Raw genomic sequence first — 12871 nt, forward strand, 5'->3', positions numbered from 1 at the left:
ATAACTACCCGAATGTTGGCATAAGTGGTCACAATCTGACGTCACGGGGGCGCCGCCTGGGTGCGCGGCGCGGGCCGCGCCAGATGCGAGGATGGCGGTGTGTCCACTTCGACGCTGATCTGGATCGGCGCGGTCGTCGCCGCGGTGCTGTTGGTCGCGCTCGTCACCGGCGTGGTGCTCGCCCGCCGCCGACGCATCAGGCTGACCGCCGCCGAGCGACGACCGGCCGCCCCCAAGGGCGGTGGCTACCGCGCCGGCGGCGGGATCAGCCTGTCGCCGGGCGGCGCGACCACCGCGCCCGCCCCACCCGAGACACCCCCGCACCCAATCCGGGACCGCACCGAGGTCGACGGCGAGCCCGGGGTCGGCGACGACGCCGCGGTGCCGAGGGACACCCCCCGGCGCGGCATCGTCGACGTGACCCTGCCCGAGCAGACCACGCCGGTGGTCGAGGAGCCGGAGCTGCCCGCGCCGCGCCCCGAGGCCCGGCCGGCGGAGGCCGAGGCCGCGACCGAGATCCCGACGGAGGCCCCGCCGCGCGAGCCGGTCGCCCCCGAGCGGCCCGCACCGGCGGAGCCCGGGGTCGAGGTGACCCCCGAGAAGGCCCCGGAAAAGGCTCCCGAAAAGGCTCCCGAGCCGGAGAAGGCCCCCGAGAAGGCTCCGGCGAAGGTCGCCGAGGAGATCGAGCCGACGGCCGGCCGGCTGGAGCGGCTGCGCGGCCGGCTCTCCCGGTCCCGCGGCGCCCTGGGCCAGGGCCTGCTCGGCCTGCTCGGCGCCGGTGACCTGGACGAGGACTCCTGGACCGAGGTCGAGGACACCCTGCTGATGGCCGACCTGGGCGCGGCCACCACGATGGAGATCACCGAGGCGCTGCGCACCGAGATCGCCGCCCGCGGCGTGCGCACCCCGGGCCAGGCCCGCCAGGTGCTGCGGGACGTGCTGATCGACGCGCTGCACCCGGGGATGGACCGCGCCGTGCGCGCGTTGCCGCACGACGGCAAGCCGGCCGTGGTCCTGGTCGTCGGCGTCAACGGCACCGGCAAGACCACGACCACCGGCAAGCTGGCCCGCGTCCTGGTGGCCGACGGCCGGGAGGTGCTCCTCGGCGCGGCCGACACCTTCCGCGCCGCCGCCGCCGACCAGCTCGCCACCTGGGCCGAGCGGGTCGGCGCCGAGGTCGTGCGCGGCGCCGAGGGCGCCGACCCGGCGGCCGTGGCCTTCGACGCCGTCAAGCGCGGCGTGCAGACCCACGTCGACGCCGTGCTGGTGGACACCGCCGGCCGCCTGCACACCAAGACCGGCCTGATGGACGAGCTGGGCAAGGTCAAGCGCGTGGTCGAGAAGCAGGCCGAGGTGGACGAGGTGCTGCTCGTGCTCGACGCCACCACCGGCCAGAACGGCCTGACGCAGGCGCGGGTGTTCTCCGACGTGGTCGACGTCACCGGCATCGTGCTGACCAAGCTGGACGGCACCGCCAAGGGCGGCATCGTCTTCCAGGTCCAGCGCGAGCTGGGCGTGCCGGTGAAGCTGGTCGGCCTGGGCGAGGGGCCGGACGACCTGGCCCCGTTCGAGCCGGCCGCCTTCGTGGACGCCCTGCTCTCCTGACCCCTTCGCAGTGCGGCCGTGGCGCCGGCGGGGACCCGGTCCCCGCCGGCGCCACGGCGTTTCGGGCTCTGCCGCCCAGCTGACCGCCGGAGGTTCGTCAGGCCGTCAGTCCCGCCACGGGACGGCCGAGACGAGCTGGTCCCAGCTCGGCTGCTCGGGCGCGAGCCCGCGATCGGCCAGCAGCACGGCGGGGAAGCTCGCGAAGGGAGCCTTCGCCGGGTTCGCGACCGCCTGCCGGACGATCTCGTCAGTGATCACCCGACCCAGGTCGAGGCGGGGGAACACCGCGAACGCCCGCTCCACCAGGTCCCCGGGCAGCTGGTCGGCGTGCAGGCCCAGGACGTCGGCCCCGGTGCCCGCGTGCGCGAGGGCGATCTCCGGGCGCTTCCGGGAGGCGATCCCGGGGCTGGTGTGCAGGGCGATCGCGTCCCAGACGACCTCGACCCGCTCCTCGGGGACGCCGTGCTCGCGCAGCAGCGACGCGGCCAGGTCGGCGCCGTCGACCTCGAACCGCTGGTCGCCGTCGCCGGCCTCGGACAGGCCCACGTCGTGCAGCACGCAGCCGAGGAACAGCAGCTCGTCGTCGACCTCCAGCCCCCGCGCCCTGCCCAGCTCCCTGCCGAACAGGTAGCTGCGCACGCTGTGGTGGAACACGGCGGGCGACTCGATCTCCGCGGCGAACCGGAAGGCGGCGCGGCTGATCTCGCTCTCCGGCAGGTGGAAGGTCTCGTACGGGTCGGACACGGCGGTTCTCCTCGCTCGTTCGGGTCTCGTGGTGATCCTCGGTCGCGGGCGAGGCGGAGAAACAGTGGCCAGAACACCAATGATCGATAACATCTGGCCATGACCGTGGTCGCCGTGCTGGCCCTGGACGGGGTCGTCGGGTTCGAGCTCACCACCCCGTGCCTGGTCTTCGGCACCGCCGCGATGGTCGCCGGCGCCCCCTACGAGGTGCGGGTCTGCGCCGCCGACGACGCCGAGATCAGCACCGCCGCCACCCACTTCGCGCTGCGCGCGCCGTGGGGGCTGGACGCTCTCGCGACCGCCGACACGGTCGTCGTGCCGGCCCGCGCCGGCTTCCTGGAGGAGCCGCCGCCGGCGGTGCTGACCGCCCTGCGCGCGGCGGCCGAGCGCGGCGCGCGCGTCGCCGCCATCTGCACCGGCGCCTTCGACCTCGCCCGCACGGGGCTGCTCGACGGTCGACGGGCCACCACCCACTGGAAGTACGCGGCCGAGCTGGCGCGCCGCCACCCCGAGATCGACGTCGACCCGTCGGTGTTGTTCGTGGACGAGGGCGCTGTGCTCACCTCCGCCGGGGTGGCCGCCGGCCTCGACCTGTGCCTGCACCTGCTGCGGAACGACCACGGCGCGTCCCTGGCCGCCGAGGTGGCCCGGATGGTCGTGGTGCCGCCGCACCGCGACGGGGGACAGGCGCAGTTCATCCGGCACCCGGACCCCGCCGACCCGGCCGCCTCGCTGCACCCCACGCTCGCCTGGCTGGAGGCCCACCTCCGGGAGCCGCTGACGCTGGTCGACATCGCCCGGCACGCCGGCACCAGCGTGCGCAGCCTGAGCCGGCGGTTCCGCGAGCAGACGGGCAGCTCCCCGCTGAGCTGGCTGCTCGGGGCCCGGGTGCGCCGGGCCCAGCAACTGCTGGAGACCACCGACCTGTCCGTCGACCGGATCGCCGAGGAGGCGGGCTTCGGCACGCCGGCCACCCTCCGGCACCACTTCGCGCGGCTGGTGGGCACCCCGCCCCGCGCCTACCGGCAGGCCTTCCGCGCCACCGCCCCCTCGCCCTGAGCCCCGCTCGGGCACCGCCCCCGGCCACGACACGCGGTGAGGTTTTCGCAACCCAGGCGTAACACCGCAGGTCAGGAAGTTCACCGGCGGGAAACGTGGCCGGTCGGCCGGTGAAACACGTCACTCCGAGGCTTGCGTGCCAGGTCCCGGCGCGTGGCCCGCCCCGCGCGGCGCCCGCCAGCGGACCGGGCCGGTACGCCGAGCACGGAGGACAGCCTGTGAACACCGGAGACACCGCCTGGGTGTTGACCAGCGCCGCGCTGGTGCTGCTCATGACACCGGGCCTGGCCTTCTTCTACGGGGGCATGGTCCGCGCGAAGAGCGTGCTCAACATGCTGATGATGAGCCTCGGCAGCATGGCCGTGGTCGGGGTGCTGTGGGTGCTGTTCGGCTACTCCACCGCCTTCGGCAGGGACCTCGGCGGCGGCCTGCTCGGCAGCCCGACCGAGTTCTTCGGGCTCGACGGCCTGCTCGGCAGGGACGCGGCGGCCGGGACCGTGCCCAGCACCGCGTTCGTCGCCTTCCAGGCGATGTTCGCCGTCATCACGGTCGCGTTGATCTCCGGGGCGGTCGCCGACCGGGCCCGGTTCGGCCCGTGGCTGGCCTTCGCGGCGGCCTGGGCCGTCCTCGTCTACTTCCCGGTCGCGCACTGGGTGTTCGACCTCGACGGCAGGAACGCGGCCGGCGCGGTCGTCGACCCCGGCGGCTGGATCGCCAACCGGCTGCTGGCGATCGACTTCGCCGGCGGCACCGCGGTCCACGTCAACGCCGGCGCGGCCGGCCTGGCGCTGGCGCTGGTCCTCGGCCGCCGGGTCGGCTGGCCCAGGGAGCCGATGAAGCCGCACAACCTGCCGCTGGTCGTGCTCGGCGCCGGCCTGCTCTGGTTCGGCTGGTTCGGGTTCAACGCCGGGTCGGCGCTGGCCGCCAACACCACCGCGGGCGTCGCCTTCGTCAACACCCTCGCCGCCGCCTGCGCCGCCCTGCTGACCTGGCTGCTCGTCGAGCGGGTGCGGGACGGGCGCGCCACCACGCTGGGCGCGGCCTCCGGGATCGTCGCCGGCCTGGTCGCCGTCACCCCGGCCTGCCACTCGGTCACCCCGGTGGGCGCGCTGGCCGTCGGCGGCGTCGCCGGCGCCCTGTGCGCGCTGGCCGTGGGCCTGAAGTACCGGTGGGGCTTCGACGACTCGCTGGACGTGGTGGGCGTGCACCTGGTCGGCGGTCTGACCGGCACCCTGCTGATCGGCCTGGTCGCCTCGGACACCGCGCCCGCCGGCGTCAACGGCCTGTTCTACGGCGGCGGTCTCGACCAGCTGTGGCGGCAGGCGGTCGGGGCGCTGGCGGTGCTGGCCTACTCGTTCGCGCTCAGCCTGGCGCTCGCCCTCGCGGTCCGCGCGGTGTTCGGGTTCCGGGTCGACCGGGAGGCCGAGATCGGCGGCGTCGACGAGGCCGAGCACGCCGAGACCGGATACGACTTCGGCGGGATCCGGACCGGCGGTCGGCTCGCCACGCCGACCAGGAGCGGAGCAGCCCCGCCGACCGCGCCCAACCCGACCGTGTCGTCCCCGACCGTGTCCCACCCGGCCAACCCGACCACGAACACCGCCGCCGCCGGCGACCCGGGCGCGGCCCTGGAGGGGAGCAAGGCATGAAGCTCGTCACCGCCATCGTCAAGCCGTTCGTCCTCGACGACGTCCGGACCGAGCTGGAGCTGCTGGGCGTGCTGGGCATGACCGTCAGCGAGGTCCAGGGGTACGGCCGGCAGAAGGGGCACACCGAGGTCTACCGGGGCGCCGAGTACGAGGTGGACTTCGTGCCCAAGACGCGGGTCGAGGTCGTGGTGGACGACAGCGTGGTCGACAAGGTGGTGGACGCGGTCGTGCGCGCCGCCCGCACCGGCAAGATCGGCGACGGCAAGGTGTGGGTGACGCCGGTCGAGACCCTGGTCCGGGTCCGCACCGGGGAACGCGGCAGCGACGCGCTGTGATCCGCGACGCGGAGGGGTTCGGCGGGCGCGGCGCCCGGCCCGCCGCCGGGGACCTCGTGCGGGCGCGGGCGGCGTTGCTCGCGCCCGCGCCGGGCCAGCGCCGGCTGGCCGCGGCCGACCTGCGGACGGCGTTGACCGACCTCCACGACTTCTGGCTGGCCGCGCACGCCGCCGCGGCCGGCGTCGGCTCCTCGGGCGTCGCGCTGGTGGCCGTGGGCGCGCTGGGCCGGCGGGAGCTGGCCCCCTGCTCCGATCTCGACCTCGTGCTGGCCCACACCGGCCGTCGCGCGCCGGCCGAGCTCGCCGACCGGCTCTGGTACCCGCTGTGGGACGCGGGGATCGGCCTGGACCACGCGGTCCGCACCCCGGACGAGGCGGTGCGGGTCGCCGGCAGGGACCAGCGGGTCGCGTTTGGCCTGCTCGAAGCCCGGCACCTGGCCGGCGACCCGCTGGTCAGCGGCGCCCTGACCGACGCGGTCCGGCGCGCGTGGCGCTCCGGCATCCGCGACCGGCTGGGCGAGCTGACCGAGGCCGCGGCGGCGCGGTGGGCGCGCAGCGGCGACGTGGCCCACCGCGTCGAGCCCGACCTGAAGAACGGCCGGGGCGGCCTGCGCGACCTCGGTCTGCTCGACGCCCTCGCCGCCGCGCACGTCGTCGACCGGCCCGGCGGCGAGGTGCTCCGGGCCAGGGCGCTGCTGCTGGACGTGCGCACCGAGCTGCACCGGCTCGCCGGCCGGGCCAGGGACGTGCTGCGCGCGCAGGACGGCGACGAGGTGGCGGCGGCGCTCGGGATGGCGGACCGGTTCGACCTGGCCAGGGCGTTGTCGTCGGCGGGGAGGACCGTCGCCTACGCCGTGGACGTGGCCCTGCGCGCGGCCCGCTCCGCCGCGCCCCGCCGCCGGCTGGGCCCACTCGGCCGGGTGGCATGGCACCGCGGGGCCGGGAAGGGATCACCCCACCGGGTGCCCCTCGACGACGGCGTGGTGCTGCACGGCGGTGTCGCGGAGCCGCGGGGCGGTCGGCGGGGCGGGGACGCGCCGCCCGCCGCCGGGGAGGTGGCGCTGGCCAGGGAGGCGTTGCCCAGCAGGGACGCGGGCCTGCTGCTGCGCGTCGCCGCCTCGGCGGCGCGGGTCCGCGCGCCGATCGCCGCCGGCACGCTCGCCCGGCTGGCCGACAGCGCGCCGGAGCTGCGCCGCCCCTGGCCCCGCCCGGCGCGCGAGGAGCTGCTCGCCCTGCTCGGCTCGGGCCCCGGCCTGCCGGACGTGGTGGAGGCCCTGGACCGGACCGGGCTGTGGGGCCGACTGTTCCCCGAGTGGGGCGCGGTGCGGGACCTGCCGCCACGCGACGCCGCGCACACCTGGACCGTCGACCGACACCTGGTGCAGACCGTGGTCGAGGCCAACCGGCTGGTGACCGGGGTGTCCCGGCCCGACCTGCTGCTGCTGGCCGCCCTCCTGCACGACGTCGGCAAGGGCAGGGGCGGGGACCACGCCGCGGTCGGCGCCGACCTGGCCCGTCAGGTCGGCGACCGGATCGGGCTGTGGCCGGCCGACGTGGACCTGCTCGCCGCCGCCGTCCGACACCACCTGCTGCTGCCGCACACCGCCACCCGCCGCGACGTCACCGACCCGGCGACCGTCCGGCGGGTGGTCGACACCCTCGGCCGCGATCCGGTGCTGCTCGACCTGCTCCACGCGCTGGCCGAGGCCGACGCGCTGGCCACCGGCCCCGGCGTGTGGACGGTGTGGAAGGCCGCCCTGGTCAACGACCTGGTCGGGCACTGCCGGGCCGCGATGGCCGAGGGCGCGCTACCGCGCCCGGCGCCGTTGGACGAGGAGCAGCGGCGCCGGGCCGAGGCGGTGGCGGCAGGGGGCCGGGCCGACGTGCTGGTCAGCGTCGCCGACCACCTCGCCACGGTGACGGTCGTGGCCCCCGACCGGCCCGGCCTGCTGTCCAGGGCCGCCGGCGTGCTGGCACTCCACTCGCTCCAGGTGCACGCGGCCGAGCTCCGCGGCCACGCCGGGGCGGCGGTCGACGTCTTCACCGTCTCGCCGCGCTTCGGCTCCCCGCCCGACGCCGCGCTGCTGCGCGAGCACCTCAACCGGGCGCTCGACGGCTCGTTGCCCCTGGCCGAGCGGTTGGCCGCGAAGGAACGCGACTACGGCGGGCCACCGGTCGACCCGCCGCCGCCCCGCCTGCTGTGGTTCGACGACGAGGCCAGCGGCGCGGTCGTGCTCGAACTGCGCGCGGCCGACCGCATCGGGCTCCTGCACCACGTGGCCGCCGCGCTGGAGTCCTGCGGCCTCGACGTGCGGTGGGCCAGGGCCTCCACCTACGGGCCGACGGCCGTCGACGCGTTCTGCGTCCACGTCGACCCCGGGGCGCCCTCCGCCGCCCGGCTTCCCGCGGCGGAGCGCGCGCGGGTCGAGCGAACGGTGCTGGCCGCCCTCTCCTGAGGGCGGCCAGCACGACTGTTCAGCGGTCAGCGGCGGGACGGAGTCAGTAGGGGCGGGCCTTGCCCTCGTGCTCCGGGGCCACCGACGCGCGGGTGTTCTTCGGGAACGACACGTGGTCCGGGTCGCCGTCGGAGGTGTAACGGGGGACCTCGCCGGAGGCGAGCTTGTCCAGCCAGGCGGTCGAGCCGAACGCCGCCTCCTCCCCGTCCCTGCCCTGCGACCGGATGCGCGGCACCCGGGCCGGGTCGAAGTCCTTGGCGAACGGCGACGGCGCCGGGTTCGACCCGACGAGCAGCACCGCCCGGTGCTCGTAGCGGGAGTCGCCCGAGGACCCGCGCACCGCGAGGTCGTCCGGCTCCGGCATGGCGCCGAACGGCAGTGCGATCGTCACCACCTCCACGCCGGGCACCGCCCGCTGGATCTCCCGCTGGACGTCGGTGATCTCCCGTTGCACCTGGTCGGAGCCGGAGCTGCTCAGGTTGGCGTGGGTGGCCGTGTGGTTGCCGATCTCGAACCCGTGCTCGTGCAGCCACTTGAGCGTGCGCTCGCCGCCGGGGTCGTTGAACGGGGCGCTGTTGACGTAGAAGCTGGCCACCGGGCGGAACTCCGGGTGGGCGCGCGCGACGTCCAGCAGGATGCCCACGGCCGTGTTCGCCGCGGGCTCGCCGCGCTCGTCGAACGCGAGCTGGCTCACCGTGCTGTCGTCGAAGGTCAGCACGACTGGGTGCTTCCCCGCGGGCACGTCCATCCGGCCCGTCGCGTAGTCGACGGTGCGCACCGGCACGTAGTCCTCGCGGACGAGCCGCTCCAGCTCGTCCCGGAAGTCCCCGGGCGTGCGGTCATAGACGCTGCTCGGCTGGTCGGTGATCTGGTGGTACATGAGCACCGGGACCATCCCGAGCTCGTCGGCCCGCACGCTCGCCGGATCCACCGGGGCCGCGGCGCCGGTGGCCGGGGCCGCGCTGCTGACGTCGGGGGCCGGAACCTCCACGGAGACCGGCTCGCCCGACGTGCCGCAGGCGACCGCCGCCAACAACGTGGCGCCGGCCAGCAGGGCCGCGTGGTGGGGGAGCGAGCCGTGCGGCTGATGTCCCATGCGCTTGACCGTAGGGGCGGGCCCGCCGCCGCGCCGGGACGCCGATGTCGCTGAGAAGGTGGATTGTCACCCAGCGCGCCCCCTCGATCGCTCCTAGCATCCAGGGACCCCTCACTCAACCGCCGAAGGGTCGAACGCCGCGCGCCCCGACTGGAGGTGACGCCATGAGACGACCACTGTTCCGCGGGGCATCCGCCCCCGGTCGGCGTCCGTGGACGGAAGACCGAGCGGACCGCCCCGGAACACCTCCGACGGTCTTCGGCGGGCCTCCCGCGCCCGGCGGAGCGCCCGCACCCGGACCGACGCCCCCACCCGGAACGACGCCGTGGGCGGGCGAGGGCCACCGGCCACCGCAGGCGCCGCCCGACCTCCCGCCGGGACCACCCCCGTCCGTGCGCGGCACCTCGGCCCACCGGCGGTCCGACCGGGACCGCTTCCTGATGCTGGTCGCGGTCGGCGTCACCATCGCGTCGTTCGCCGCGACCGGGACGGTTCTCGCCCGGTCGACCTGGTCGATGCTGACCATCTCCGGCCTGGCCGAGGCCGCGGTCGTCGGCACCGAGACGCTGGCCGCCAACACCGTCGCGGTGGGCATGGCCCGGCCGCACGAGCTCAACCGGGTGCAGATCCGGCTGAACAACCAGCCCGTCCAGACCGAGCGCAGGGGCGACGTCCTGGTGGTCAAGCTGGCCGGCCTGCCGGAGGGCACCTACGAGCTCACCGCGCGGGTGCCCGGCGGGTTCGTGGTCTCCGGCGACGAGCAGCGCCGCCGCTTCGTGGTCGACACCACCCCGCCGCAGCTCTCCCTCCCGGAGCGGCTGGAGGTCTCCTCACCGCGCCAGGCGCCGACGGTCAGCGGGCAGACCCGCGGCGCCAGCGCCGTCACCGTGCAGGGGCAGCAGGTCCCGTTGGACGGCGACGGCCGGTTCAGCGCCGCGCTGCCGGGGCCGGTGGCCGCCGCCGAGGTCGTGGCGACCGACGTCGCCGGCAACACGACCCGCCAGGAGGTGCCCGTCCGGGTGGTCCACCCCGGGATGCGCGGGGTGCACATGAGCTCGGGCGCGTGGGAGTCGGCGGACCTGCGCGAGCCGGTGCTCCAGCTCGCCAGGGAGAAGCGGATCGACACCGTCGAGCTCGACATCAAGGACGAGGCCGGCGACGTCGGCTACCAGTCCGAGGTCCCGCTGGCCAGGGAGATCGGCGCGACCCGCGACCACTACAACCCCAGGAAGGCCCTCGACGAGCTGCACGGGATGGGCCTGCGGGTGGTCGGCCGGGTGGTGGCCTTCCGCGACCCGGTCCTGGGCTCGTGGGCGTGGAAGAACGGCAAGTCCGACTGGCTCGTCCAGAACGGCGGCGGCGCGCCGTGGAGTGCCCACTACGGCGAGGCGTCGTTCACCAACTACGCCAACCGCGACGTGCGCAGGTACAACATCGACCTCGCGGTCGAGGCGGCGAAGCTCGGCTTCGACGACATCCTCTACGACTACGTGCGCCGGCCGGACGGGCCGCTGGAGGAGATGAGCGTGCCCGGCCTCACCGGCACGCCCGAGGAGAGCATCGCCTCGTTCCTGGCCGAGACCCAGCGGGAGCTGCGCCCGCACGGCGCGATCCTGGGCGCCTCGGTCTTCGGGGTCGCGGCCAGCCGGCCCAAGGAGATCGCGCAGGACATCCCGGCGATGGCCAGGCACGCCGACTACATCGCGCCGATGACCTACCCCTCGCACTGGGGTCCGGGCGAGTACGGCGTGGACAACCCGAACGCGCAGCCCTACGACATCACGCAGCGGTCGCTGGCCGACTTCAACAAGCAGGTGGAGAACACCGGGGTGCGGATCATCCCCTGGCTGCAGGACTTCTCCCTCGGGCACTCCTACGGCCCGGAGGAGGTGGCCGCGCAGATCCGCGCCGCCAAGGACAACGGGATCGACTCCTTCCTGCTCTGGAACGCCGGGTGTCGCTACCACGGTGACGCGATGTCGCCACGCTGAACACCGGATTTCGTCGGAAGTTGTCACACACCGGCCGGCGACGTGTTACTCATTGTCCGAGCGCGACCCGAGTTCTCCGGGTCCCTCCCGCGCGGCGCCCGTGCCCCCGCCCGCGCCGTCCGACCCCCTGGGCGGATTGAGTAGATCTACCCAGTTCCATTCGCGGGTGTTCCCGCTGATCGGGGTGAACGCCGAGCCGGCAGGCTGTGCCCCGTGACGCGGTGAGGGACGCGACGGCCAGGGGAACCGCCCGTGCACTGGGGGTGGGGCGGTGGGGCCACACGCGGCGATCCAGTCACACCACGAGCGACCGGGGCGGCCTGTACGAGGGGTCGGGCCGCCCCGGGCTCGAACCCCGGATGTCCGAGGTCACGCCGTCATCCCGGCTCGTGCCGCCCCGCCGACCCGCCCCGCTGTGCGGTCCGCCCGTGATTTCCGCCTCTCCTCGGCCGGAAAACGCGATCTCTCCCCCTTGACGCGCGTGACAACGTTTTGTCCGACGGGCACGCCATTTGGGCTACACCAATTGGGCGTCGCTCCGTCCTGCGCTCCGCCCCTCTGTGTTCTGGGCGACAACCAGGCAACACCGATCCCCTGATAGAAGTCCCTTATCGGTGGGGCATTCGTCTGCCCGCACCCGGTCGGGGACTTCGAGGGGAATCGAGATCGTGGGAATCGAGGGACGGACGGGGGCGTCCGCACGCGCCCGCCGGGTGGTCTACGCGCTGGTCGCCGGCGCCGCCGTCGTCGCGCTGGCGTTCGCGCTCACGTCGCCGCTGATCGACGCGCAGGTGTACCGGGGAGGCGTCGAGGTGTGGCTGTCCGGCCAGGACGTCTACCGCGCCTCCATCCCGACCTCCGGCGTCAACCTGCCCTTCACGTACCCACCGTTCGCGATGTTCCCCCTCCTCGTGCTCTTCACGCCCCCGCTGTACGTGGGTGCGGCACTGCTCACACTGCTGGGCGTGGCGGCGCTGTTCGCCGCCTGCCTGCTGGTCGCCCGGCGGCTCGACGTCGACCCCGGGCGCGCCCTTCTCGTCGCCGCCGGCGCCACCCTCGTCGGCACGCTCTCCGAGCCCCTGCGCGGGACCCTGCAGTTCGGCCAGATCAACCTGCTGCTGCTGGGCCTGGTCGCGGTGGACTGCCTGAGCAAGAACCCCCGCTGGCCCCGGGGCGTGCTGATCGGCGTCGCCGCCGCGATCAAGCTCACCCCGGCCGGGTTCCTGCTGTTCTTCGCCGCCCGCCGGCAGTGGCGGCCGGTGTTCGCCGGGATCGCGAGCTTCGCCGTCTGCACCGGCCTGGCCTGGGCCGTCATGCCGTCGGGCTCCACCGACTTCTGGTTCCGCGCGGTGCTCGACCCCAGCCGGGTCGGCGGGCTGGCCTACGCCGGCAACCAGTCGCTGCGCGGCGTCCTGGAGCGGTTCGACCTGCCCGGGTCGACCGGCAAGCTGCTGTGGCTGGTGCTGGCGGCCGTCGTCGTGGTGGTCGCGGCGCTGGTGGCGCACCGCACCCGCGAGGACGAGCACGGAGAGGTCACCGCGTGGTTCGCCGTGGCGGCGGCCGCGCTGCTGATCTCCCCGGTCTCGTGGGACCACCACTGGGTCTACGCGGTGCCGTTCGTCCTGGCGCTCGGCTACTGGGCCGCCGCACACCGCCAGCGGCTGTGGGCTCCGGTGCTCGCCGGCGCGCTGTTCCTCTTCGGGCTGCACTGGCTGCTGCCCCGGGAGCAGGAGCGCGAGCGCCAATGGGCGCTGTGGCAGCACCTGCCCGGTGACTCCTTCGTGCTCGTCGCGCTCGTCGGCCTCGGTGTGGCGTTCGTCATGGCCCACCGGCGGCGGCCCGCGTCGCGGCCGGCCGTCGGGGAGAACCCCGAGCCGGCCCTGACCGCACCCTGAAATCGCGCGATTCGCCCATCCCGGGAGGAACGGCGCGTCGG

9 protein-coding genes are annotated in these 12871 nt (G+C 75.0%); 7 read left to right on the forward strand and 2 right to left on the reverse strand.

The features are described from left to right. The first annotated feature begins 99 nt into the window (after nucleotides 1–99). Entirely contained in the window at nucleotides 100–1605 is a 1506-nt protein-coding gene (gene ftsY, locus BUE43_RS20240) for a signal recognition particle-docking protein FtsY (protein WP_073485527.1), read from the forward strand. A 105-nt stretch (nucleotides 1606–1710) separates the two neighbouring features. Here ftsY and BUE43_RS20245 read toward each other — a convergent pair whose 3' ends face one another. Further along, the gene (locus BUE43_RS20245) at nucleotides 1711–2349 is read right to left on the reverse strand and encodes an HD domain-containing protein (protein WP_073485529.1); all 639 of its coding nucleotides are present in this window, start codon (nucleotides 2347–2349) and stop codon (nucleotides 1711–1713) included. A gap of 99 nt (nucleotides 2350–2448) precedes the next feature. Here BUE43_RS20245 and BUE43_RS20250 point away from each other — a divergent pair, with 99 nt between their 5' ends. The 4 genes from BUE43_RS20250 (at nucleotide 2449) to BUE43_RS20265 (ending at nucleotide 7848) form a co-directional block, all read left to right on the forward strand. Further along, nucleotides 2449–3408, forward strand: coding sequence for a GlxA family transcriptional regulator (locus tag BUE43_RS20250; protein ID WP_073485532.1), 960 nt, complete (start codon nucleotides 2449–2451; stop codon nucleotides 3406–3408). A 218-nt stretch (nucleotides 3409–3626) separates the two neighbouring features. Beyond that, nucleotides 3627–5057 (forward strand): ammonium transporter, encoded by a 1431-nt coding sequence (locus BUE43_RS20255; protein WP_083959863.1) that lies wholly within the window; start codon nucleotides 3627–3629, stop codon nucleotides 5055–5057. After that, nucleotides 5054–5392, forward strand: coding sequence for a P-II family nitrogen regulator (locus tag BUE43_RS20260; protein ID WP_073485534.1), 339 nt, complete (start codon nucleotides 5054–5056; stop codon nucleotides 5390–5392). The genes BUE43_RS20255 and BUE43_RS20260 overlap by 4 nt, the downstream gene beginning before the upstream one ends. Further along, nucleotides 5389–7848: a [protein-PII] uridylyltransferase gene (locus tag BUE43_RS20265; protein ID WP_234995808.1), complete on the forward strand. Its 2460-nt coding sequence runs from the start codon at nucleotides 5389–5391 to the stop codon at nucleotides 7846–7848. The genes BUE43_RS20260 and BUE43_RS20265 overlap by 4 nt, the downstream gene beginning before the upstream one ends. A gap of 43 nt (nucleotides 7849–7891) precedes the next feature. On the opposite strand, the gene BUE43_RS20270 is transcribed toward BUE43_RS20265, so the two are convergent. Beyond that, the gene (locus tag BUE43_RS20270) at nucleotides 7892–8944 is read right to left on the reverse strand and encodes a polysaccharide deacetylase family protein (protein ID WP_073485536.1); all 1053 of its coding nucleotides are present in this window, start codon (nucleotides 8942–8944) and stop codon (nucleotides 7892–7894) included. 392 nt (nucleotides 8945–9336) lie between these two features. Here BUE43_RS20270 and BUE43_RS20275 point away from each other — a divergent pair, with 392 nt between their 5' ends. Both BUE43_RS20275 and BUE43_RS20280 read left to right on the forward strand, forming a co-directional pair. Next, nucleotides 9337–10935, forward strand: coding sequence for a putative glycoside hydrolase (locus tag BUE43_RS20275; protein WP_234995809.1), 1599 nt, complete (start codon nucleotides 9337–9339; stop codon nucleotides 10933–10935). A gap of 668 nt (nucleotides 10936–11603) precedes the next feature. Then, nucleotides 11604–12830 carry a glycosyltransferase 87 family protein gene (locus tag BUE43_RS20280; RefSeq protein WP_143174269.1) on the forward strand — a complete coding sequence of 409 codons (1227 nt, stop codon included), beginning with the start codon at nucleotides 11604–11606 and terminating at the stop codon, nucleotides 12828–12830. The last annotated feature ends 41 nt before the right edge of the window (nucleotides 12831–12871 follow it).

It is taken from the genome of Streptoalloteichus hindustanus (genome assembly GCF_900129375.1).
Lineage (GTDB): Bacteria > Actinomycetota > Actinomycetes > Mycobacteriales > Pseudonocardiaceae > Streptoalloteichus > Streptoalloteichus hindustanus.